Genomic DNA, 23,321 nt, shown 5'->3' on the forward strand with positions numbered 1-23,321 from the left:
ATGCCTAAAAGGCCGTATAATTGAGCGTTAGGACGTCTCGGTAGGTGCCGGCATATTTGCGCGTTTGCGGCTCGACCCGCAACTGCATCTGCTCCCTGCGCGTGCCGAGCCCGGTGAACGCCCTGTTGATCTGGGCAAGCGATGCCAAATTGACCGGCGTGCCATCGTACACCAGGCTATAGGGGATGTTGCCGAACGCGCTGCCGCCTTCATGTACCAGCGAACCCAGGTTCTGCGACTGGATCGTGATAGCGACCGCCGCATTGCTTTGATAGAACACTGTGGTCTGCAGCGTCGAGCCGTCGGTGACGTCGCCGAAACTCAGGTCCTTCTGCAAGGACCCGTTCTCGATCACGAACTTGATCGCGGGACGTACGATGATCGTGAACAGCACCGGGGTCGGCAGGCCGTCCCCCACCTGGACAAGCACCGTCCCCTGATACTCGCCGGCTGCCAGGAACTGCCCAGCGCTTATCTCGAACAAGTCGACATCGACAGGGGTGCCGCGCACAAGCTGGCTGCGAGCATTGCCGCTCAACTCGAACCGCGTCGCGTTGGCCTGCGAGACTAGACCAGAATTGACTTGGGTAAACCCGATGGCGTTGCCACCGTTGCCAAATGTGAACGTGCTCGCCGACTGCGGAAAGATGCTAACCGGTAGGCTGGCGCAACCCTGCGGTGTGTCGGAGGCGGCTGGCTGCAGGTTGATCCGGACGATGGCGCTGGTGTTTTCGTTGGGGTCATAGGTCTGCCCGCTCGATTGTCGTGCGGTCAGGACATAGGGCCCTGAACATTGACCTGCCCCGTTACCCTGCCCTTGAGCTTGTCCGGACTGGGACTGCACAGCTTGGACCGGAGTAAGAACACCGACGATCGTTGCAATGAACAGAGCAAGCTTCTTCAAGGCATCACCTCCATGGCCTGGACGTCGGATTGAATAATCGCTGCCGCATCTTCCGATACCACGAAATCATAGGTCAAGTCACTGTCCATAAACTCAACCCTGTAACGGCCTGGAGAAACCTGCGAGAACACAGCGCGCCCGGCTGCGTTGGTAAAGAAGGTGTCTGTCTTGCCGGTCAAAAGGTTGCGGACAGTTCCGTAACTCAACGCCACGGGAACACCGTCAGGATTAGTCAGCGTTACGATCACGGTGCGGAAAGCGTCAGAACCGACCGTGATCTTGACGCCGCTGAGCGCTCCCGGATCGCTGATATATTCCCCCGGACCGATATCGTACCCGGTCGGCGCGTTGAGCACATCGACGCGGACAGGATCCGGACGATAACCGGAAAGCTGGGAGATCACTGCCGGCCCTAAGCCGTTGATCTGGCCTGACCGTCTTCCGACACCGCTGTTCTCGATGTCGATGGGCGACCTACGCAGCGAAGGGTGGCGGTTAACCATCACAAATCCACGGCCCGGATTGCGGCCGATCCCAAATTCCCCATCTGCATAGGCGAAACCGGATTGCAGACGGAACTGGCCGATGTTCTGGTTTCTGCCACCGAACGTGCCTCTGGGCTGGACATTCGTGAACTCGACATCGAGATTGACGCGCGAATTGGCAAAACGTGTCTGGCCCGTGAGGCGATCGAAAAGCGGATTGGATTCGGCGATGACGCCATAGTCGAATTCGGGGATCGTGATATCGCGCTGGCGGCGGACCTCTAAGCGCGCCTGCTCCGTTCCAGTATCAAAGCTGGCGTTGGCGAAGTGGGAGCGGCCAAGCGGCAAGGTCGCCGTCGCCAAAACCCCCGTGTCGGTGCGAGGTCCAATCTTGGCATAGCGCGCAGTGGCCGAAAGCAGCAGTCGGCCAAAACTGACCTGGACGCCTCCAAACAAAGCGCGCGTCTTGTCGGGTTGGTTATAGCGTTCAAAATAGGTGCCCCCGAACGAAATTCCAATCCGTGTCGTGAGATTGATCCGATAATCGGCTGCGATATCGAACTTTACGTTATCGATCACCTGAAACAGTGACAACCGCCGATAACCACGGCTTTGATAGTCGAACCGGAAATTCAGCTGTCCGCCAAGATCCGACAATTGCAACGGATCTCCACGATAAGCGAGGCTTGCGGCATATCCGGTGCTCCCTGTCGCGCGACTGACGCTGATGCCGCTGAAAATTGCGCCACGCAAACCGAGTACCGCAGCGCGCAGGCCGACATTCTGGTAGTCCTGAGCGACGATGAAATGTCCCCCCGCAGTCACTTTCTCGCTGAAACCCTTGATATACTGACCGGTGGCGACAGGGTTATCGGTATAGGCAAATCCGCGCGTAGAAAACCGTCGGAGGGCTCCAGCCGAGAAACTGAACTCGCTGATGCCTTCGGCCAGCAACTCGATGTCGTTGGCCAATGTGAAGCTGTCGATTTCTCTGCGCCCGGTCGTGTCCTCGACAATGATAGAAATGTTACTTGTCAGGGAAAGAGCTGGTATCTGGTTGAGGTCGACCTCACCTGGGCTGGCGTCAATCGTCTGAACAAGCGCGCCATTGGCGTATATCTCGATCCGGGCCGGCGAATCGAGACTGAAGGTACGACGCCCGGTGGGACGGATGTTTCGCAACGGCTGGATGGCGTCGTAGCGCCGTTCGGCTGATACGCCGAGAATCTCAACGTCGCCTGCAATGATCGGTATTTGCGGGACAAGGTCACCGGCAGACACACGCAGGATCGCACTTTCGAAATCCTTGAACACGATCATCCGGTTCCGCTCGAACAGCCCGCCTCCGCCTGCAATGTTAAACGTTCCGCCATATGTTACATACACTCCATCACGCCCGCCGACGTTGGCAAAGCCGGCGAAATCGTAGATCAGCCTGTCGCTGACCGACCCAGCGCTGAAGTCGCGTCCGCCGATCAGCGTGCCGGTGAAGCCCGCGGCAAACTCCGCTGGCATCGCACGAGCGGCTGCGGAAAAATCAAACTGGTTGGCTATATTAAAACGCTGTGGCCCTCGCGCTGAAGGCAGAATGGCTAGTACGATCGAGAGTTCATTGGGCTTGTAACTGGCCGTAATTCCCAGTTGGGCTAGATCATCGACGGTCAAGTATTCGCTTTTGCGCTCTTCGAGCGCCAATCTCGTATCGTCATCGATCCTGTCGCCCAGAGCTACCAGCAATGAAGCGCCTTCGATTCCGAGCAGCTCCCTCAGCGTGATCTCCGCCATGATGGCTGACAGCCTTTGGCCTCCCAGCAAGGGGGGCAGGCTAATCCGCGTCGGCGCCTGCCTTGCGTCTTTTTGCGTGGACTGCAAGTCGGGCTCTGGCAGTTCAGATTTGGACGGCGCGGTCTGCGGCCCTATGCGCAGCGGGGTGGAAGCCTGACTGGTCGGCTCAGGTGCCGCCGAAGCTTGGGCGATTGCCGGGGGCGAGGCCAAGTCGATCGCAAGCGCGGTGCCGGCAATCATCTTGGTTATCAAGAATCCCCTTGCCACAGCCGCCCCACTCATGCCCTAAAAGTGCTCCTTTTTTAATTGAATAATCGAGCTGCAAACTATCAGCCGTCGGCACGCGACAACCGAACCTTGACGGGAGTTCCATCGATCAAATTATCAAGCGAGAGAGAGAATTCCCGTTCGCTATTTGGCGAAATTATCGGGTTTTCGACCAGATTTGTGAGGGCGTCCCGATCAAGACGAAATTTTTCGTCACCGATCTGATATTCGAGCTGCTGGCCATTGATGAAGGCGAAATCATTGCCCGAATTCGCTACTTTGAAGCGAAGTTTTCCTTCAACAATTCTCGTATTTTCGATAGCCAGTCTTGCTCGAGGCCTGTTGGCCTGAACATACACGGCGACGCCGAAATTATAGGTGAACTGAATGCCTGATTGCTCAAGTCGATTGACCGGAACCTCCGTGACCTGGATCACATAGGCTTCGCTTTCGGTGACAGCATCTCCGGTGTACTGGATCCGAAGGGCCTGCGACTGGCCTGCAGCAATCTGCGCTTGCGGAGGAAATATGACGAACTTGTCGTCGGCAGGTTGAAAGGTCTGGGAACCGTCGGGATTCACCAGACGGCGTAGGACCTTTACCTCGATCGGGAGGCTGTCGGTGCGGATGTTGTTGACTGCAATCGTCGCGCTGGACTGACCGCGGGAGGGCTGCAGAAAAATGCGCATCGGGGAGACTTCATACGCGTGGGCGACCGTAGCCATTGCCAATGCAACGATGGCCAACATGGCAGCCTTAATCGTTGATGCTAACCTAGCGGGCACCATCAATAAGCTCCTAGTAATAACAACAGATTTTGTCGCCCAATCCAGACACCTGATGCATTTTCGCTCATAAGACCGAAGATGCCATCGTAATGCATGGATCAGGGAAAATACTGAAAAGGACGAGGCATCGCTGCCCCGCCCTTTTCATGAGCATACATTGAAGTCGGCAAAATCAGTTCGCAGTGATGGCGATGGTCACTGTGTCCTGATAGGTACCAGCGAACACGGTGGTGCCCGGCGCATCGTTGCCACCGACAGCGGCCTGCACACCATTGATCGAGAAGGTCAGACCGCCAGTCTGGCCAGCAAGAAACGCGGAACTGGCGTTCAAGTTGGTGATGACCGCAGCCGTCAGCTGCTGCGAGGGAATTCCCAGACCGCTGCCGCCACCATGTGCGAAAAAGAACGGAATGCGGTTTTCAGCAGTAGGGTTCGGTGCATTGTTGCGCGACAGAAAGCCGCCGTTTGCCGAGCTGATCGTGCGAGTAAAGCCAACCGGCGAGTTGCAGCGATAGGTGACGCTGCCTTGGCTGGCGGGGGTCACGGTTGCGGTGGTTGCGACGCTGGCGAGTTCGCCGAAATTGATAGCCACAACCTGGCCTCCTGCGCGATAGGCACCGCAAACGCTACCGACCTGAGCGTTCAGGTTGATGGTGAGATTGGTACCGGCAGTCTGTGCCGATGCGGGGACTGCACTCAGGGCTGCGGCTGCAGCTGCAACCATCAAGATCTTCTTCATAAGGCAAATCCTTTTCGCCTACGCCAGGCACCATTGCTTGGCATATCGGTTACTTTTCCTGGGCAGGCTGCGAGACCTGCCTGCGACACAAAGGTAATTGGGGGGGGGGCTATTGTCGGCATATCCTCTGCTTTTTTGGGGAAGGCAGCTGCCGTTAACTGAAATAGTTAACAGCAAAACCTTCACCGTTAATCAGCGTAGCCCCAATGCCAAGCAAATCGCTTCACCCATTTGAGTGGGATTTGCCGACATGACCATGCAGGCCAAGGTTTGCTTGGTTCGCGCCCGATCTATCATCATCGTTAGTGACATTGAGTGCCGAATAGAGACGATTTTACAATCGCGAATCGCGTGCACAGCATAAAAAAAGGCGAACCGTCCCGCCTTTGAAATATTTTTTCATTAAAAATCTATTAATTTTGGTGTTGGCGCGACCTACGCAATGCTCAAGACATACGCAGTGCAATATATCCCTGGACGTGTTGGTTGCGACCATACTCTGTCTACAAAGTGCGTCAGATAATCTGGTAGCCTCGCTGGAGGAAATAAACTTGTTTGTCGAATCTAGAGAAATACGAATAATAGTGTTTGATTTATTCGGACGGCGTAAGCCATCCACGTACAAAGGCTGCAATCACTACACAAAAAAGTGCCAATGACCTTTTCATTGATGTTACCGCTGGTATTGTCGGGTTGGCTTTCGCTTGGCCGCCATGGCCGTCTCATCTGCGACGAGCAGCAAAAGGTGCTATGGCATAACGACCAGCTCGCACAATTCCTCTCCGCCACCCGGGCATTCAGGATCGACCGTGATCTCATCACCATAACCGGCAAAAAGGAGCAGACGGCATTTCAGGATTTTATCCGCAGCGGAAACGCGGACATTGTCCTATGGCTCAAGGATGAAAACGATCGCCCGCTCTGGGCTCTCCAGATCCAGCGGATCATGACGCCCGGAGTGCCAACATGCTTTGGAATCAGGTTTGCACAGACTGACGACTTCCTCGCTGCCGATTTTCGTCACTTCGAGACATTCTTCAACCTGACCAAACAGGAAGCGCTGATCTGCCGCCGCAAGCTCGAAGGCAAAACAGTGCAGGATATCGTCGAAATCGAAGGTAAATCCTTCGACACCGTACGCTTCCACATCCGAAATATCTACCGCAAGGTCGGCGTGTCATCACGCGAAGAACTCTTCGCCAATCTGCGGCTTTTCCTGTTCAATTGAGGTCGACCGCGACTTTGGAGGCGCTCGCACCAAAGCAGATTGAACACCTTCTGTGGTTGTCTGGATTTATGGGGAGTCATGCTAACATCGTGATCTTCACAGACTTGATCATCCAACCCACGGCCAACTAGCTCGCCCGCATGATCGGCACCTCCCCCTTGCCCTGTTGACTGGGCTACCATTGCCACCGGCTCGCGTAAATCTGATCCGCAGGCGCGGCATGGGGGCAATGGCAAAGTCAACGTTGTTAGCAGCCGGGTGCCCCTGGAAGGGCCTATGCCCAGTTAACAGCAGCCGTTGAGCGTTAGCTGGATGCCTCAGAACCTGTCAGTCCGTAACCGACCCAGAATGGGTCGTTCACGTCGGCCGACAGGAACGACCGTAGCTGATAGGAGCGGTGGCTTGCGCCTCGACGCAGTCGATCAGCCTTGCGCGGCCCTCGGTTATAACCAGGCCAAGGCGCAAAGGCAGAAGCTATCTCCACCTGGAAGAATCTATCATCCATTTTGTGCGTGGCTGAGCGCAAGCTATGGTTCAGCGGCCTTGGCTGTTCACCAGAACCAGAATGCAATTCCGGGCACGGCAGTGATCGCAAGGATGCTCGGCCATTTCCAATCACCCAGATAGTCCAGCATGCCCATGGCAACGCCGCTGCCCGCCGCGATGCGCAGACGCTTGGCATAGATCACCGCCCCGCTGCCGGCCATGGCTACAAGCGCGACACCGAACACCACCCAGATAAGCTTGGTGGCGAGGCCACCAAAGGTGCCGAAATGCAGCGGGTCGGCCGTGTGGACGATGCGTTCGCCCACGCCCATTTCGTGCGCGATGCGCTTGCCAACCATCTCGTCGGTCGCGGGGTCGATAAAGACGGCATTGGTACGCTCGCGTACCAGCCAGGCCTGCCATTGGCCCTGGACGATAGCGGGGTCGCCGGGTCCATAAGGCAGATGGACCGCCGTGATCGCAAGGCCGGGCATTTCGCGCCGGGCGATCCGGGTCCAGCGGCTGATCTGGTCGCCCGTGATGTCGGTCGCCGGTTGGATCGGCTTCACAAAGGGTGGCGGGGCGTTCAGGTCCAACCCGGCGTGCTCGACGAAATACCAGATCGAAGTGACGCCGATGACCGCGACGAACCAGACCGACCAAAGCCCGATGAGGCGGTGGAGATCGCCCATCACGGTGCGTAGATCGCGATGCCAGCGCGGCATGCGCCAGAACCCGCGCCAGAATTTCTTGTAGCTGATAAGTCCGGTCACCAGCGATAGGACCAACAGGAACCCGAGCGACGTGACGATGTACATCGGTATCGGTCCGGGTGCGAAAAGGTAATAATGCAGCGCGCGCATCGCATCCTGAAAGCTGCGGCCATATTCGTGGCCGGTCACCCGTGACGTGCCGGGATCGACATAGATCGTGAAATCCTGGCCCGTGCCGTCGGTCGCGGACACCGACTTGGCGAAATAGGGCGCGTCGTTTCGTTCGTACGATCCGATCGCGGTCAATGTTGCATAGGGATGGGCGGCCTTTGCGGCATCCCACATCGCGCCCCAATCAGCCTCGCGCTGCATCGCGGACGCGCGCACAGCGGGCTTGTAGAGCCATTCGATCTCATGCGCGACGGTAGCGATCGTGCCGGTCAGGCAGACGAATCCCAGGAACAGGCTGAGCTTGAGGCCGACAAGCGAGTGCAGCCAGTAGGACAGCGGTACGGCCTTGCGGCGCCCCGCCTGCGCCTCGTCCCCATGGACCGTGCGCGGGGTGTCAGAAGCGACCGCTGACACCCACCGTCACCCTGCGCCCCGGTGCTTCCATGAAGGTGAAGCCGCCTTGTCCCTGCACCTGGTTGGCGACGCTCACATAGCGTTCGTCGAACAGATTGTCGGCAGCAATGTAGAACTCGACCGGTCCTGCCTGATAGCTGACGCTGCCGCTCGCGAGCGTCACCGCGTCGGTATCGACAAAGCCAATTGCTTGTTCGGTCGGGGTGAAGAATGACGACGCGCCATAATGAGTCATCTGGAAGTTGAGTTTGAGCGGTGCGACCGGGCGCCATTCCGCGCGGCCTGTCACCCGGACCGGGACGGCAACATCGGTGCCGTATGCAATGAATCGCCCCAGATCCTCGTTGAACACCCGTCCGCGTTGCAGCGTGAAGACGCCTGCCAGGGTGAAGGTATTGGTCGCCTTCCAGCTCGCATTGGCCTCGAAGCCGCGAAAACGTTCCGGCACGCGCAGCGGGATCAGGGGGCAGAAGGTCTCGCCTGCGCAGCTCGGGTCGGGCTGGATTTGCGACGAAGACGCCGAGCGCGAGTGATAGACCGCCAAGCCGAAATTCACCGGGCCGATGTCACCCCTGAGGCCAAGCTCGTATTGATCGGAGGTGGCAGGTTCGACCGTGATCAGCGAGGGGTCGGTCGCGCCACGTGCCGCGCGGCCAAGCTGGGTGAGTTCGGCGCCCTGACTGAAGCTCGCATAAAGCTGAACGGCATCGGCGACGGCAAACACCGCACCGGCATTCCAAAGGTTCAGGCTCGAATTGCCGAACGCTCCCGGCGTGGCAGCGCGCGGCAGGGCAGGGTTGAATCCTTCGCGCTCGATGGCGCCGCTGTACCATTCGCGGCGGAAGCCACCGCTCAAGGTCAGGCGTCCCAGGCCCAGTTCGACCTGACCGAACGGCGCATAGGTATTGAGGTAGAAGGCGGGCGTCACATAGCCGGTCACCGCCTCGCCTTTGGCGGCATCGACATTGAATCGCAGAAAATCATTGCGGGTGAAATCGAAGCCATAAGTGGTCTTGAGGCTTCCCGAGCCGATGGGGTAGCTTCGCGTCAGCGCGGACCTGAAGCCGAGGCGGCTGTTCTCTCGGTTGGAGGCGAAGAAATCATCGCCGAAGTCAGCGGTGAAGAAGTTGTCGCGCTGCTTGATCGACTGGTCCTGATAGAACAGGCTGATCGACACGTCGTGCGCCAGCAGATCGGGATGGCGGTAGCTCAAGGCCATGGTGACATTGCGATCGCGACCCTGGCCCACCTGCGGGTGGGGCGCCACCTCGACGATCCGCGACAGACCGCTGACCGGGTCGATCGTGCCGTCCGGATAGAATTGAGCGCCGACATCCTCGTTGTGGAACGTGCCGGTGAATCGCAGCTCCTGGCCCGCGCCAAGATCGAGCCCCAGCGATGCCAACAGGTCGACCGCTTCATAGGCCGCCGAATAGACAGGAAGGCCGGTGGCGCTGCGTGCCCGTCCGCCATCGGTATAGGCCGCGCCGACATAATAATCGAATGAACCGAGCTTCTGGCCGATGCCCGCATACAGATCGGTCGTCAACGTGTTGCGCGACCTTTCGGTATTGAAGCTGGTCTGCAAGGTGGCATCGATCTCCAGCGCCTCGCTTTTCGCGCGCCGGGTGATCAGGTTTATGATCCCGCCGGGCGCTCCTGCACCATATAGCGCGGTGCCACCGCGAACCACCTCGACCCTCTCGACCGAGAACGGCGATATGGTGAAAGGTCCGGTGCACGAGCCCGGGCGCAGGTCTTCGTTCACCGGCACGCCGTTGATCTGAAACGAGGCTGCGCGGCCACGAATGGCGCTGCTGCAACTGCCGCGCACCTCGCTGTCCTGAACGCTCAGGCCCGGCACAATGAACTCCAGGCCGGACAGGATATTGCGGTTCTGGCGCAGCTGCTCGTTCACCGTCTCCTCATCCACCACCGAAACGGAAATCGGCAGTCGCTCGATAGCCGAGCCCGAGCGGGTGGCAGTGACGACGATCTCGGCCTGATCGCTTTGAGGCATGGTTGCATCCGCGCCCAGCCCATCACCCTGACCTGTGGACATCGCCGTCGTGGCCATAAGACTAAAAATCAGCAGCGAACCCATGCCAACTCCCTCTGGCAGAGGGCCTTAAAGATGTTGCAAGGCGTTATCAATAGCAAAGTGGTCGCAGGCTTGGTGAACCTTGAGGGCCAGCATTCTCGAGGTCGCCAAAAAATTGCTCGAAATGCTGAAATTTGGAATTGCACTTTGGAGACTGCAGACGAATTGCGATCGAGGCATCTGTCCAATCTTCCGCCAGATCACGACGCCCTGGCATTTGTCGCCACGCAACCAATCACCCCTTCACAGGTATCGTCTTGGTTACATGCGCCAGCAATCCCGGGACCCACCTTCTTTGCCTCAGCGCGTTGACGCGTGACCGCCAATGGCAATCACGCGTGCCAATACCGCGATTGTCCCGGGTCCAGGATGTCAATTTCGGGAGTCTTCAAGGTTGCGTATCGGTATCATTTCCCATCTCAAGCACCCGATCGCCGAACCTTTTGCCGGGGGTCTGGAAACGCACACGTTCCAACTGGCAACAATGCTGCGGCAGCGCGGGCACGATGTCACCCTCTTCGCCACCGTAAGGTCCGATCCTGATCTTGGCCTCGAGGCGATATGCTCAGAGACCGCGATCGCCGAAGTCGGTCTGTCAGAAGCCAGCGACATTGCCTTCTTCCGCGAGCACCATGCCTATCTCTCGCTTATGAACAGTCTTCGTACGCGCGACTTCGACATCATCCAGAACAATTCGCTGCATTATCTGCCGGTTTCGATGGCAGATGCGCTGCCAATGCCAATGGTCACGACGCTGCATACGCCGCCGTTCTGCTGGCTGGAAAGCGGTGTCCGGCTGAGCGATACGACGAACCATGCGCTGGTCGGCGTGTCGCATTCGATCGCACGGCAATGGGCGCACGTCCGCGGCCTTGATGCGGTGATCCCCAACGGTATCGATCTCAACAAGTTCTCATTTCGGCCTTTTGCCGATGCCGACCCCTATCTGGTCTGGTACGGGCGGATCGTCCCAGAAAAAGGTCTGCATCTGGCGATGGATGCCGCCCGGCATGTGGGATTGCCACTGCGGATCGCCGGGCCTGCGCACGACGAGGCCTATTTCCGCGACGAAATCCAGCCTCGGTTGGGGGTCCATGCTCGGTACGAAGGGCATATGGCGCATGTTGATCTGGCCAACGTCATTGGAGGGGCTCGCGCATTCCTGTGCTCACCGATGTGGGATGAGCCCTATGGCCTCGTAGTGGCTGAGGCATTAGCATGCGGCGTGCCCGTTGCCTCGTTTGCGCGCGGCGCCATCCCAGAGATTGTCGATTCACGTTCCGGCGTGCTGGCAACGCCCGGCGATTCAGGCTCTCTCGCGCTGGCTACGCTGACCGCGATGCAGCTTGACCGGCGGGCCTGCCGCTCCAGGGCCATTGCGATCTGCGATGCCGAAAAGATGATCGATGGCTATGAAGCGATCTATGCGCACATGATCCGCCGGATGCCCGCACAAACCGTGCCCACCGCGCGCGAACCCTATCCGGTTCAATCCATGGACACCCCCACTCCGGCCATGATCCGTGGGTGATCCGGGTGCCGCCCCGCTGTGCGTGTGCGTGCCTGCGCGCAACGAGGCAGACCGCCTGCCAGTGCTGCTGAAGGCCCTCGCAGCCCAGGATTTTCCCGGGCCCATCCCGGTTGCCATTGTCGTCAATAACACGACCGACGCCAGCCTTGAGGTGATCGACCGCTGCCGGGCCGACTATGCTGGACGGCTGAGTATCGATTTGACCGACATCCACTTCGCGCCGGGCGAGGCCCATGCGGGGTCGGCGCGAAGGCTTGCGATGGACCGCGGTGCCCAATTGCTCGCCAACAATGACCATGCCATCCTCGTCAGCACCGACGCCGATGCTCGGCCCCCCTCTCACTGGCTGTCGGCTATCGCGGCAGGCATCGCACGCGGCGTCGATCTGGTGGGCGGTCGCATCGTCATCGATCCCGACGAACCATTGCCCGCGCATGCTGCGATGCTGCGGCGGGCGTTGGATCGCTATTGGGAACAGGTGCGCGCGATCGAGGATGCAATCGACCCGATAGCCTGGGACATGCCGCCGCGGCACGGCGACCACACCGGCGCCAGCCTGGCGATCACGCTTGCTGCCTATCGCGCATCGGGCGGGGTGCCCCGGATCGCCAGCGGCGAGGATCGTGGGCTGGTGATGGCAGCGCTGGCGCGTGGCGCGCGGATCGCGCATCCGTCCCATGTCTGGGCCTATGTCTCGCCCCGATGCGATGGTCGCGCGGCAGGCGGCATGGCCGACGACATGGCGCGCATCGTCGAGGCCGGGGCGGAAGATGCGCTCCTGATGCCGGATTTCGATCATTGGCGTGCCCGAGCCGAGTGGCGGCGCAGGATGCGCGAGCTATCGGCTAGCCCCGCCGACATGGTGCGCGACGAGGCCATGCTGCCACCGATGCCGCACGATATGCCGCTGGCGGTGATGGCATGACCCCGCGCCCGATCGGCTATTACGTCCATCATCACGGGGCCGGGCACCTCACTCGCGCGCGGGTGATCCGCGAGGCGACATCCTTGCCTGTGACCCTGCTCGGCAGCCAGATCGACGCAGAGGGCATCGTGCTTGCAGATGACCGGCTCGGCGACGGTTTCGATGGCCGGGATCAGGCTGCCAATCGCCCCAATACATTGCATTACGCCCCGCTCGACCATGAAGGCATCCGCAGCCGCGTCGCACGCATCAGCGAATGGATCGCGCAGGCCCGGCCGCTGCTGATGATCGTCGATGTGTCGGTGGAAGTTGCCATGCTGGCGCGGCTGGCCTCGGTTCCCGTGCTTTATGTACGCTTGAACGGCAAGCGCAGCGATCCTGCGCATCTTGAAGCGTTTCGCAGCGCGCAGGCGCTGATCGCGCCCTTTGCGCAGGCCATGGAGGATCCCGCCACGCCCGACTGGGTCCGGGCCAAGACCTTTTATGCGCCGGGGCTCAGCCCTGCCCGCGCTGCGCCGGGCGCTCCCCGTGACACCGTGCTGGTGATCGTCGGCGAAGGCGGGACATCGCTGACGGCTGCGGCGATCGCCGACGCCGCCCGCGCCTGCTCGGACCACACATGGAGGGTTGTCGGAAACTTCTCGGCACCATCCGATTGCCCGGGCAACCTGGTGTTCGCCGGCTGGAGCGACACAATGGCCGACGAGGTAGCGAAGGCTTCGGTGGTGGTCGGCGCAGCAGGCGACGGGGTCGTCGGCCTGGTCATGGCCGCCGATCGCCCCTTCGTCTGCATCCCCGAGCCGCGACCTTTCGGCGAACAGAATGCCACCGCCTCGGGGCTGCAGCGCATGGGCGCTGCCATCGTCCGCCCGGCCTGGCCGGACGTGCACGAATGGCCTGCAGCTCTTTCCGCGGTGCGAGCGCTGGACCCGGCAGGACGCCGCGCGCTGCGCGATCCGCAGGCGGCGACGCGGCTTGCCCGCTGGCTTGAGGCGCAAGCCGCCACATGGGTCGCACGGGAGCTGGCAGCATGACCTTGGCCAGCGCGTCCGTCCCGACAGGCCCCGATTGCGTCGCCGCAGCGATGGGCATTGCCGAAAATCTGGCGGAGCTCGGCGCGCGCTATGATGCAGCGCCAGTCTATCCTGCCGACAGTATTGCGCAGATCGTGCGGGCGGGGCTGCACCGCACCTTCGCACCGGTGGCCAGCGGCGGCCAGCCTTTCCGCGATGACGATCAGCGCCATCTGGCGATGCTCAATGTCCTGAGAATCATCGGTCGCGCTGACCTCAGCGTCGGCAGGCTTTACGAGGGGCATGTCAACGCCATGCTGCTGTTCGGCTGGTATGGCTCGACGGTGCAGCTGCATGCGCTCAAGGGGGCCCTGGGCGCCGGTGCGATCTACGGCGTGTGGGCCACTGAGCCCCTCCCCGGGGTCGCGATTCTCGAAACGCAAAGCGGCTATGTGCTCGAAGGCGCCAAGTCGTTCGCTACCGGCGCGGGCGGCAATTCCCACGCCCTGATCACGGCCCGCCGTCTGGATGGAGACGCACAGCTCGTGATTGTGCGCGCCGACGACCCCGAACGCGCCGATCTGTCGCAATGGCGTGTGCGCGGGATGCGCGCCACCGGGAGTGGCAGCTATGCGCTGGACGGGCTTGCCATAGCGCCGGAGGATTGCCTGGGTGAAGGCGGCGATTATCACCGCGACCCACGGTTCACGGCTGGCGCGTGGCGGTTCACCGCGGTCCAGCTGGGCGGAATTGAGGGGTTGCTGACCGAGATCCGCAAGGCGATGCGCCCTGCCGCACGCGAGGACCCGGTGCAGCGTGCGCGGTTCGCCGATGCTGTTGCCGCCGCCCGCACCGCCTATCTGTGGGTCCGCGAATGCGCGCTGCGCGCCGCGTCGCAAGATCCCGATGGTCCGGCATTTGCGCAGATGACGCGCGGGATCGTGGAGCGCGCAGGGCTGGACATGATCGAGGCCGCAGCGCGCATCACCGGCACTTACAGCGCGTTGGATGGCACGCGGATTGACAAGATCAGCCGCGATCTCAGCCTGTATCTGCGCCAAGCGGGCCCCGATTATGCGCGCGATTGCGCGGCACAGGCATGGCTGGAGCGTGACCCATGGGGCCCGGCAGACCGGCTGTGGTGAGCGGACTGCTGCGCGCCACCAGCCTGTCGGCCCGGCCCTGGCGATCTCTTCGCTGGCTGGTGATCGCGCCTCATCCTGATGACGAGACATTGGGTGCGGGCGCCCTGATCCACCAGACCGCGCGCGAAAAGCGTCTGGCAGGGATTGCCTATCTCACCGATGGCTCGGGCTCGCACCCAGCAAGCGCAGGTCGCGGGTTGATCATTACCCGCAAGCGCGAAGCGGCGCTGGCATTGCGCCGGCTGGCCGGCGAACCGGTGGAGACGCTGCACCTCGACTGGCGCGACGCATCGCCTTCGCATCCGGGTAACGTATTGTTCGATCGCACTTGCCGTAGGCTCGTGGCGCTGTGCGCGGCGCAGCGGGTGGATGCGATCGCAGTGACCGCAAGGAATGAGCCGCATTGCGATCACGCGGCCGCTGCACGGCTGGCCTATGCCGTACGCGATGCCAGCCGCCGCCCATTGCGTATTGCAGAGTACATCGTCTGGGGTGAGCGGCCCTTGCCTCGTGGCAGCACCCTGCTCCGTACCCAACCGATGTCGGCTGGGCTTCGCCGCCTGGCGCTGGCCGCGCATCGCAGCCAGATTGGCGCATCGCGGGGCCCCGGATTCCGGTTGCCGCGCGCCTTCAGGCGAATGCCGACCACCGACATCCTGTATTGCACCGGAGACTGACATGCGACACCAGACCAGCCTCGATGCCGAATATTTCGAGCAAATGTTTCGCGAAACGCCCGATCCCTGGGGCTTCGAGACCAGGGCCTATGAGCAGGCAAAATACGCGCGAACACTGGCGGCGCTGGGCGATCGCCGTTTCGACCGCGCGCTGGAGGTTGGCTGCGCCAACGGCGTGCTGACCGCCCAGCTGGCGCCGTATTGCGAGCGGCTGCTGGCGATCGATGTCAGCCAAACCGCGCTGGACACGGCGCGCGCACGCTGCAGCAGCCTGCCCCAGGTGACCTTTGAGCGGATCGAGTTTCCCCGGCAGGCTCCTGCAGACAAGGCGTTCGATCTGTTGCTGCTCTCCGAAGTGGCCTATTATTGGGACGATGGCGATCTGCAGCGCGCCGCCGATTGGATCGCAGGCGCTGTGGTTGCCGGGGGCGAACTGCTGCTTGTACATTGGACCGGCGATACCGACTATCCGCAATCGGGCGACGGTGCCGTGCAGAAGCTGCAAGCGATGCTCGCCGAGCGTATCATGCTTCTTCACGCCGATCGCCAGCCCGAATATCGTCTCGATCTCTGGCGGATGGGCGCATGATCTCGGTTCTCACGATCGTGCGCAACCGTGCCGGGCATCTGGCCCAACTGGTCGAAGGATTGCGTCGCAGCATCGAACCTCCGGGCGAGCTCATTGTGGTTGATATGGCGAGCGAGCCGCCGATCGAGCAGCTCGATACTGACTTTCCCTGCCACGTGAAAAGGCTTGCCACTGAACACCTGCCGCTTGCCGAAGCGCGCAATCTGGCTGCGCGGCATGCTAGCTTCGAGAACCTGCTGTTTCTCGATGTCGATTGCATTCCGACGGCTTCGTTGATCGGAACCATGGACCAGGCCTTGAAGCAGGCCGACGCGCTGATCTGCGCCGAAATACTCTATCTTGGTCCGGAAGATGCGCGCGGGAGCTGGGACGAGAAGGATCTCGCAGCCCGGGGCAAGCCGCATGCCGTTCGCAACTTTCCCGAAAAGGGCTTGCGCGCCGAAGAAAATCCCGGGCTGTTCTGGTCGCTGGCGTTCGGCATTCGCCGCAAGCGGTTCGACGCGTTAGGGGGGTTTGACCAAGCCTATCTGGGCTATGGCGGCGAAGACACCGACTTCGGTTTTCGCGCCACTGCAGCAGGGCTGCCGCTTCTGTTCATGGGAGGCCCCGGCGCCTTCCACCAGTACCATCCCAGCCCCGATCCGCCGCTCCAGCATTTTGGTGACATCGTGCGCAACGCCCAACTCTTTCGGGCGCGCTGGGGCTTCTGGCCGATGGCAGGCTGGTTGCACCAGTTCGAGGAGATGGGCCTGATCGCAATCGAACGCATGTCACTGACAGTGCTGCAGAAGCCCGCGGAGCACTAGTATCATTACCAAAGTATCCAACGCTCGAGTAATCTGTGAAGCGCAAGCGAAGTTTTCACGTCACGTGGACCCATGCGATCAGTTTGGGACGCACACTCTTTGAAAAGGATGCTGCAATCCAGATTGCTCGTTGGCAACACAGCGCTTCCTACTGGCTGCCTACTGAGAATGGCCCTGCAGCGACACTCCCGATCGCGCTGTCGCTGTACAAGAGCTGCGGAAGGATCGATTTCGTCATCCTCGACATCAATTTGCGCGGGACCGCCGTGTTTCCCATGGCGCGTTGCCTCTCGCAGGACGGCGTGCCGTTCCTGTTCTGCACCGGATACGACGATCAGCCGGTCCGCAGCGAGTTTGCAGGTGTGCCGCACTTTGAAAAACCAGTCTGCCAGCAGGGCTTTGCCGCGATGATCGACCTGATCGATCAGGCGCGGCAGGAAGCTTCTGGATTGTCCTCTCCCACCACTTCGCTGGCACCGCACTTGCCTATGTAAGTTCGTACCAGACCAAGGGGCCGTATCGCCTAATCCTCAACTTACAGTCGAGAGGATAGGACAATGCGTACCATTGCAATTCTGACGGCGGCTCTGTTGTCAACGGCGTGCGATACACCCGATAGCCAGCAGGCCGATAAGGCTCAGGCAGATGCCACCATGGCCGGTGATGAGATGGCCACCGATACCTCAGATGGTACCATCGGACCGGACGGGGCGATGATGCCCGAAAATGTGCCAGCTGGCATTTATGTCAATCGGGTCGCAATCTCCGACAAATATGAAATCGAAGCCGGCAAGCTGGCCGTGCAGAAGGCCCAGTCGGAGCAGACCCGGGCATTTGGCCAGATGATGATCGACGACCATACCAAGTCATCGCAGGACATGAAGGCGGTCATGGCCAAGATGTCGCCCGCTGCGACTCCTCCTTCGCGGCTCGACGCGGAGCATCAGGGCATGATTGATCGCCTCAAGTCGGCTAGCGGCGCGGCGTTTGACCTTGAATATCAGAACCAGCAGATGATGGCGCATCGCAAAGCGCTGGCACTGCACGAAGGCTATGGCGCCAATGGCGACAATGCGGATCTCAAGGCTTTCGCGCAAACAGTGGTTCCGGTCATCCGCAAGCACCACGACCAGGTCAACTCGATGACGGGAAGCGCCGCGACCGACGCGATCGACACGGGCGCTGCGACTGGTCAAGGCGCTGCTGCAACCACGTCGGGCGGTCAATGACGTGACAGACCAACCAGCTTCATCTCACTGGCGGCCTTCGGGTCGCCATTTTTTTGCGTGAGCGGATTGCAGGGTCCAGGCGTTACTCCCCGGTGTCCTCGTCCGATGCCAACCTATCGCGCTTGGCACCCTTGGCAGAGTTGCCCGCTGCGGCATCAGATCCAAAATAGCGGTTCTCACTCTGCCCACCCTGAAAGTCCCCGGGGTTGCCACCGCGCTCTTCCTTGCCGGTATGGGGGTTGGGATAGGCACCACCGCCGGACTCGCCTCCGCCGCCCTTGCCGGTCTGGTCCTGCATCGCGTCATCATCATTGGCGGGAATCTTGGGATTGTCAGACATTGCGGTCTCCTGTGGGGCGGGTGGTGAGACTTGGGGGAGAGACCGTAAGGTTAGCGCCGGACAATCGGGCGATCCCTAACATAGGCTTTGGAACGAGCCGTGCCACACCGCTGGCGACATCTGATGATTGCCTCGGCATTCTTTCCGCTGATCATCCCCGGCATCGAGCGCGCGCAGTCGACGGGGTCATCCAAGCCGGTCGCTGCAGCGATGGTCATCGGTGCGGTGCTGCTAGGCGCGCTGGCGACCGGGCTGATCGAACCGCTTGGCGGGTTGGTAGGCGTCGCCATCGTCCAGCTGTCGACTGCCGCCCTACCCTGGGCGCTGGGGTTCTCGGCAGGCGCAATGCTGTTCGTCGTGATGGCCGATATCATACCCCAGGCCAGCCGCCGGATCGAGCACGGCTCTGCCACACCTGCGATGATGGGGGCCTTGCGGTGATGAAGTTCCTCGACGTTTCGCCAAGCTGACGCCGCACGGCCATGAAACCCCTGCCATCGGCAGGCGTTGGGGCTGCTTATGGATACCACGGAAATTTGGACGATTGCCCGAACCCCGGTGCTGATGGCGACCTTGGTGGCTGCAGCGCTGCTGGCCCATCTCGCTTTGGTGTTCGTGTTCCGGCGCATCGCGTGGCGCACCCGCACGGGACAGGATGATGCGATGACAATGTGCATCTATCATCCGTTGCGCTGGATCATGGTTAGCCTCGCGCTGCTATCGGTGGATGAGGTGCTGCCCGACCATCCTCAATATGCGACGCTTGTCGTGGGTGCCGTGCGGATCATCCTGCCGCTGCTGTGGGGCTGGCTTGTCATCGCCATCATCCGGTTCCTCCACGGATACGTCAGTTCCCGATCAGACCTTTCCGCCGCAAACAACCTGACCGCACGGCGCAGGCGGACCCGGGCCGACATCCTCGCGCGGATCGCGACGATCGTGGTGGTCATTGTCAGCCTGGGCCTGTTGCTGCTCAAGATCCCTGCGGTGCGCGAGATCGGCGTCGCGCTGGTGGCATCGGCGGGCATTGCGGGCCTTGCCTTTGGCGTCGCAGCGCAGCCCTTGCTCAAGAACCTCGTCGCCGGAATCCAGCTTGCGTTTACCGAGCCGGTTCGCATCGACGACGTGGTGGTCTATCAGGGCGAATGGGGACGGGTCGAGAAGATCACGCTGACCTATGTCGTGCTGAAGATCTGGGACGACCGGCGGCTGGTGATCCCGGTGTCCAAGCTGCTGGAGGACACGATCGAGAATTGGACACGCGAGACCAGCCACCTGTTGGGCACCGTAATGCTCTATGTCGATCATACCGCCGATGTCGAGAGCATCCGCAGCTTCGCGGTGGCACAGGTGCGCAGCCACCGGCTGTGGGACCAGCGCGTCGCAGTGCTGCAAGTGACCGACATGACCGCGCAGGTGCTGCAACTTCGCGTACTGATGAGCGGGCGCAACGGATCAGAGCTGTTCGACATGCGGTGCGACGTGCGCGAGGCGGTGCTGCGCCATATCGCGCACGAAGCGCCAGGCTCGCTCAACCGCAACCGGCTGCAATTCGAAACACAAGATGGGGCTGTGGACCATTAGAAAAAAGGGGCCGCGCGCTCACAGCTTGCGCCTCCGAGGACGGGAGACACTAGGATAGGAAATCCCTATTGTCACGGAGAGCGACTTGCACGAGACATGCGCCGAAGCGGCATGCCCCCAGCGCTCCCCTGCCCCATTGCCTGCGAAATCACCGTAGGAGGCTCGATTGACGCGCAGCGGCACATCGCCAATCTGTGCCGCAGGCAGGGGCAGATCACATCACAAGATGGAGACAATGGCCATGGCATCCCATCCACCCGACAGGTTCCTGAGGCTCAACACCGTGCTCGATCGCACCGGGCTTTCTCGCGCGACGCTCTACCGCAAGAACCAGGCGGGGACGTTCCCGAAGCAGATCAAGATCGCAGAGCGATCCTGCGGATGGCGGGAATCGACTCTTGAGGAGTGGCTGCGCAACTCGATGTTTTATAAGGTCGGCGATTGAGCGGGCCAAGTTGGCTGAAGCCAGTGCTGCAACGTGAGGCTTGTCTCCACCGAGGGGGCGGGCGCAGTCCATATCGCACGTCGAAGCATTGCAGATGGCAGTCGGATCGGTAAGCCGCCAGTCAGCTTTGCGCCCATAGCGGTCATTGCAGTTCGCCCGCCGATTGCCTGGAAGCGGACATAGTTGCCTTTCACCATGGGTGGCGGGGTTTGGGACATTCCTGCCGTCCCTCAGCGCCGTCTCGAACGGCCAGCTTTACTGGAAGCCGACATCATTCGGTTGTCAAGCTGGCACCCAGAGTGACGGTTAACGGGCCTGAACGGGAAGTAGGCTCTCAGCTTTTCCTCCCGTATAAGGAGACGAGAAATGATGCGGACAAGCGAATGCTTGATGAAACCGGCTTGCGATATTCGGTTCCGGCGCTTCACTGAGCACAATGAACGAGCCCAAACGACATCATTGGTTGCAGGACGTCCATTCATGCCAGTTGGCGGGAGCGGACGTCCTGCTCTTTGTGCTGCGGGCCCGCGGCAAGATGTTCCGCGCAAACAGAAATGTCGGCACGGTGCGCGGCCTAGAATCGCAAGGTTGCTGATACACCCAAGGCCCGGGGCTCGCCGGCCATCACGCGATTGGCCGTACTTCCCGGAAACACCGTGTTGCTGAGACCCAGCGCCCCGCCCAGCGGCTGATAGACCGACAGCGGCCGGTATGCCTTGTCGAGCAGATTGCGGGCAAACAGTGCGACTGTCCAAAGTCCATCCGGGCCGTCGAGCGAAATCCGTCCGCCTAACAGCGCATAGCCAGGCGCGCGCGATTGCAGGTTGGCATCGTTCACGGTGCCGACAAACTGGCTGGATGTGAAGAACAGGTTGCTGTTCACGTTCAGCCGCATGCCGCTCGACCCGATGTCCGTGCCCCAATCGACCGCCACATTGCCCGACCATTTGGGTGAGAATGTGTTGGGCTTGCCGTTTAGCACCTGTGTTCCGGGGAGGCCCGGAAGGTTGGAGGCGTTGGCAAAATCGGTAAACTCGGAGTCGAGATAGGCGACCGAACCGGAAATCGAGAAATCCCTGCTGGGCGCGAGCCTGAGATCCAGTTCAAGCCCCTGCTGGCGCAAGGCTCCGGCATTGCGGACAATGAAGCTTACGCCATCAAAGGCGCGGTCCTGAAAGCCGTCAATATCCATGCGGAACAGCGTGGCATTGGCGGTCAACAGGCGGTCAAACCAGCTGGTCTTTGCGCCGATCTCGTAGTTGGTCACGGTCTCGCGGTCGAAGAGGCGGCGGGTCGAAACAAGGTTGCCATTGGCATCGACCACCGAAAGCGACGGCGTGCCACCACCGGAATTGTATCCACCCGATTTGTAACCGGTCGAGATATTCGCAAACAGCAGCACGTCATCGGTCGGCGTGTAGTTCAGGCTGGCACGGTAGGTGAAGCGGTCTTCGTTGATGCCGGGGAACGTCAGACGTTCGGTGGCGCGCAGCGTCTGGGTAAAGGGACTGGAAGCCTGAGCGTAGGTTCCCCGCTTGCGGTCCTTCGTCCAGCGGCCGCCGAGCGTCAGCGTCAACTTGTCGCTGAGATGGACGTTGCCCTGGCCGTAGATTGCGAAGCTCTTGACGTTCTGGAACACGTCCTGATCGGTCGCGGCGATGCCGCCGGTGTTCGCCACGAAGCTGCTGCAAGCGGTTCGCCCAGGACCTGCGGGAACCAGAACGCCACAGAAGCTTGTGCCGAGATTGAGCTGTTCGCCGAGACCGAAATCCTCCTCGAAATAATAGAGACCGGCCACCATGTCGAACGCGCCGCCAAACCATTCCTTTTCTGGCGAGATGAACTGCAACTCGTGGTTGTGACTTTTCGAATCGAACAGGCTCCGCCGCGAGGCAAGGCTGACAGGGAAGTAGATGATGTCGCCGTCGAGCTGGTCATTGGTCCATACACGGTAGCTGTTGATCATCCGCAAGGTGCTGCCACCAAGGTCGAGCGATGCCTCGCTCGCGATGCCCCAGTTCTCGTCAACCAGTCCCTGCGCGATGAACTGGTTCATCACCCTGTCGCGCAGGTTGGTGTCGGGACCGCCGTTGAAGGCGGCGCGGATGAAGTCCAGACGTGCCGGGCTGACCGACGCGGGGTCAAAATCGAAATTGGCGACCCCGTCACCTTCGAGCCGGGTGTAATCCCCGCGCACGATCCATTCGAAATTGCCAAGGTCGGCCTTGATGGTGCCACGCAGCGAGACGTCGTCTGAGCCTCCGTAATTCTTGCCATCGAGCCGGTTGAACCATGGCCCATCGAACCATTGGGCCATGCCGGCAAGGCGCATGGCGACATTGTCGGTCAACGGGACGTTCACATGGCCCTGGATGCGGTAGCGATCGAAGGAACCGAATTCCGCAGACACCTCGCCGCTGAACTCGTCCTTCGGCTTGGCAGCGCGCAGGGATAGTGCGCCAACGCTGGCGTTGCGCCCGAACAACGTGCCCTGTGGGCCGCGCAGCACTTCCACGCTTTCGATGTCGAGAAAAGCACCGAGGATCGAGCCGGAGCGGGGCACATAGACTCCGTCCATGAAGACGGCCACGCTGGGCTCGATCAGGGTATTGGCAAGCGATCCCACGCCGCGAATGCCAAGCCGTGTCGATCCGGTGTTTGAGGAGCGCACCGACTGGAAGTTGGGTGCGACCTGCCCAAGGTCCAGCACGGTGAGGACGTTCGCCTGTGCAAGGCCTTCCCCGCTGATGGCGACGATTGAGATCGGCACGTCCTGCACGCTTTCGGCGCGCTTCTGGGCAGTCACGATGATCTCGCCATCAATCGCAGCGCCGTCTTGCGCGGCACTCTCCTGGGCATGTGCGGCGGTTGCAGATGCCGCGATGATCGCAAGCGCGCTCACGCACCGGCGAAGGTGTCCTAGGCCCATTTCAGTCTCCCATCCTCTCGTTTATTG

The 23,321-nt window shown here is 60.9% G+C and carries 21 protein-coding genes; 13 read left to right on the forward strand and 8 right to left on the reverse strand.

The genetic code is table 11. The features are described 5' to 3' along the window. Positions 1-4 precede the first annotated feature (4 nt). The 4 genes from IP68_RS20385 to IP68_RS19045 all read right to left on the reverse strand — a co-directional run bounded on the left by IP68_RS20385 (position 5) and on the right by IP68_RS19045 (position 4,968). Positions 5-904 (reverse strand): hypothetical protein, encoded by a 900-nt coding sequence (locus IP68_RS20385; protein WP_156318296.1) that lies wholly within the window; start codon positions 902-904, stop codon positions 5-7. Next, on the reverse strand, positions 901-3,414 hold the full coding sequence (locus IP68_RS19035; protein WP_197275869.1) for a fimbria/pilus outer membrane usher protein: 2,514 nt from the start codon (positions 3,412-3,414) through the stop codon (positions 901-903). Before IP68_RS19035 ends, IP68_RS20385 begins: the two co-directional genes overlap by 4 nt. Before the next feature lie 89 nt (positions 3,415-3,503). Continuing rightward, positions 3,504-4,187: a molecular chaperone gene (locus IP68_RS19040; protein WP_197275870.1), complete on the reverse strand. Its 684-nt coding sequence runs from the start codon at positions 4,185-4,187 to the stop codon at positions 3,504-3,506. Between the two features lie 214 nt (positions 4,188-4,401). Then, entirely contained in the window at positions 4,402-4,968 is a 567-nt protein-coding gene (locus IP68_RS19045; protein ID WP_054136604.1) for a hypothetical protein, read from the reverse strand. Positions 4,969-5,623: 655 nt separating this feature from the next. Between IP68_RS19045 and IP68_RS19050 the strand changes: the two genes are divergently transcribed. Continuing rightward, positions 5,624-6,196, forward strand: coding sequence for a helix-turn-helix transcriptional regulator (locus IP68_RS19050; RefSeq protein WP_069050423.1), 573 nt, complete (start codon positions 5,624-5,626; stop codon positions 6,194-6,196). 551 nt (positions 6,197-6,747) lie between these two features. Here IP68_RS19050 and IP68_RS19055 read toward each other — a convergent pair. Both IP68_RS19055 and IP68_RS19060 read right to left on the reverse strand, forming a co-directional pair. Further along, positions 6,748-7,980, reverse strand: coding sequence for a PepSY domain-containing protein (locus IP68_RS19055; protein ID WP_054136606.1), 1,233 nt, complete (start codon positions 7,978-7,980; stop codon positions 6,748-6,750). Beyond that, complete coding sequence (locus IP68_RS19060; protein ID WP_197275871.1) at positions 7,961-10,042, reverse strand: TonB-dependent receptor; 2,082 nt, start codon at positions 10,040-10,042, stop codon at positions 7,961-7,963. The genes IP68_RS19055 and IP68_RS19060 overlap by 20 nt, the downstream gene beginning before the upstream one ends. A 433-nt stretch (positions 10,043-10,475) precedes the next feature. On the opposite strand from IP68_RS19060, the gene IP68_RS19065 reads away from it, so the two are divergent. From IP68_RS19065 to IP68_RS19105, 9 genes are all read left to right on the forward strand, one after another. Continuing rightward, on the forward strand, positions 10,476-11,612 hold the full coding sequence (locus IP68_RS19065; RefSeq protein WP_082382507.1) for a glycosyltransferase: 1,137 nt from the start codon (positions 10,476-10,478) through the stop codon (positions 11,610-11,612). Beyond that, positions 11,605-12,537, forward strand: coding sequence for a glycosyltransferase (locus IP68_RS19070; protein ID WP_054136608.1), 933 nt, complete (start codon positions 11,605-11,607; stop codon positions 12,535-12,537). Before IP68_RS19065 ends, IP68_RS19070 begins: the two co-directional genes overlap by 8 nt. Continuing rightward, positions 12,534-13,571 carry a glycosyl transferase gene (locus IP68_RS19075; protein WP_054136609.1) on the forward strand — a complete coding sequence of 346 codons (1,038 nt, stop codon included), beginning with the start codon at positions 12,534-12,536 and terminating at the stop codon, positions 13,569-13,571. Before IP68_RS19070 ends, IP68_RS19075 begins: the two co-directional genes overlap by 4 nt. Next, positions 13,568-14,695, forward strand: coding sequence for an acyl-CoA dehydrogenase family protein (locus IP68_RS19080; RefSeq protein WP_054136610.1), 1,128 nt, complete (start codon positions 13,568-13,570; stop codon positions 14,693-14,695). The genes IP68_RS19075 and IP68_RS19080 overlap by 4 nt, the downstream gene beginning before the upstream one ends. Continuing rightward, entirely contained in the window at positions 14,668-15,372 is a 705-nt protein-coding gene (locus IP68_RS19085) for a PIG-L deacetylase family protein (RefSeq protein ID WP_082382508.1), read from the forward strand. The genes IP68_RS19080 and IP68_RS19085 overlap by 28 nt, the downstream gene beginning before the upstream one ends. A gap of 1 nt (position 15,373) precedes the next feature. Then, positions 15,374-15,961 (forward strand): class I SAM-dependent methyltransferase, encoded by a 588-nt coding sequence (locus tag IP68_RS19090; protein WP_054136611.1) that lies wholly within the window; start codon positions 15,374-15,376, stop codon positions 15,959-15,961. Further along, entirely contained in the window at positions 15,958-16,767 is an 810-nt protein-coding gene (locus IP68_RS19095) for a glycosyltransferase family 2 protein (RefSeq protein WP_197275872.1), read from the forward strand. The genes IP68_RS19090 and IP68_RS19095 overlap by 4 nt, the downstream gene beginning before the upstream one ends. 35 nt (positions 16,768-16,802) lie before the next feature. Then, positions 16,803-17,261: a hypothetical protein gene (locus IP68_RS19100; RefSeq protein WP_156318300.1), complete on the forward strand. Its 459-nt coding sequence runs from the start codon at positions 16,803-16,805 to the stop codon at positions 17,259-17,261. A 63-nt stretch (positions 17,262-17,324) separates the two neighbouring features. Then, the gene (locus IP68_RS19105; RefSeq protein WP_082382509.1) at positions 17,325-17,996 is read left to right on the forward strand and encodes a DUF4142 domain-containing protein; all 672 of its coding nucleotides are present in this window, start codon (positions 17,325-17,327) and stop codon (positions 17,994-17,996) included. 82 nt (positions 17,997-18,078) lie between these two features. On the opposite strand, the gene IP68_RS19110 is transcribed toward IP68_RS19105, so the two are convergent. Next, the gene (locus IP68_RS19110) at positions 18,079-18,336 is read right to left on the reverse strand and encodes a hypothetical protein (RefSeq protein WP_054136614.1); all 258 of its coding nucleotides are present in this window, start codon (positions 18,334-18,336) and stop codon (positions 18,079-18,081) included. Positions 18,337-18,459: 123 nt separating this feature from the next. On the opposite strand from IP68_RS19110, the gene IP68_RS19115 reads away from it, so the two are divergent. From IP68_RS19115 to IP68_RS19125, 3 genes are all read left to right on the forward strand, one after another. Next, on the forward strand, positions 18,460-18,777 hold the full coding sequence (locus IP68_RS19115) for a hypothetical protein (protein ID WP_054136615.1): 318 nt from the start codon (positions 18,460-18,462) through the stop codon (positions 18,775-18,777). A 78-nt stretch (positions 18,778-18,855) separates the two neighbouring features. Beyond that, positions 18,856-19,920, forward strand: a complete 1,065-nt coding sequence (locus IP68_RS19120) for a mechanosensitive ion channel family protein (RefSeq protein WP_054136616.1) — start codon at positions 18,856-18,858, stop codon at positions 19,918-19,920. A 241-nt stretch (positions 19,921-20,161) separates the two neighbouring features. Next, positions 20,162-20,365 carry an AlpA family transcriptional regulator gene (locus IP68_RS19125; RefSeq protein ID WP_054136617.1) on the forward strand — a complete coding sequence of 68 codons (204 nt, stop codon included), beginning with the start codon at positions 20,162-20,164 and terminating at the stop codon, positions 20,363-20,365. Between the two features lie 574 nt (positions 20,366-20,939). Here the strand turns inward: IP68_RS19125 and IP68_RS19130 are convergent. Beyond that, positions 20,940-23,267, reverse strand: a complete 2,328-nt coding sequence (locus IP68_RS19130; protein ID WP_054136618.1) for a TonB-dependent receptor — start codon at positions 23,265-23,267, stop codon at positions 20,940-20,942. Between the last annotated feature and the right edge of the window lie 54 nt (positions 23,268-23,321).

This window comes from Blastomonas sp. AAP25 (assembly GCF_001295965.1).
In the GTDB taxonomy this organism is placed as follows: domain Bacteria; phylum Pseudomonadota; class Alphaproteobacteria; order Sphingomonadales; family Sphingomonadaceae; genus Blastomonas; species Blastomonas fulva.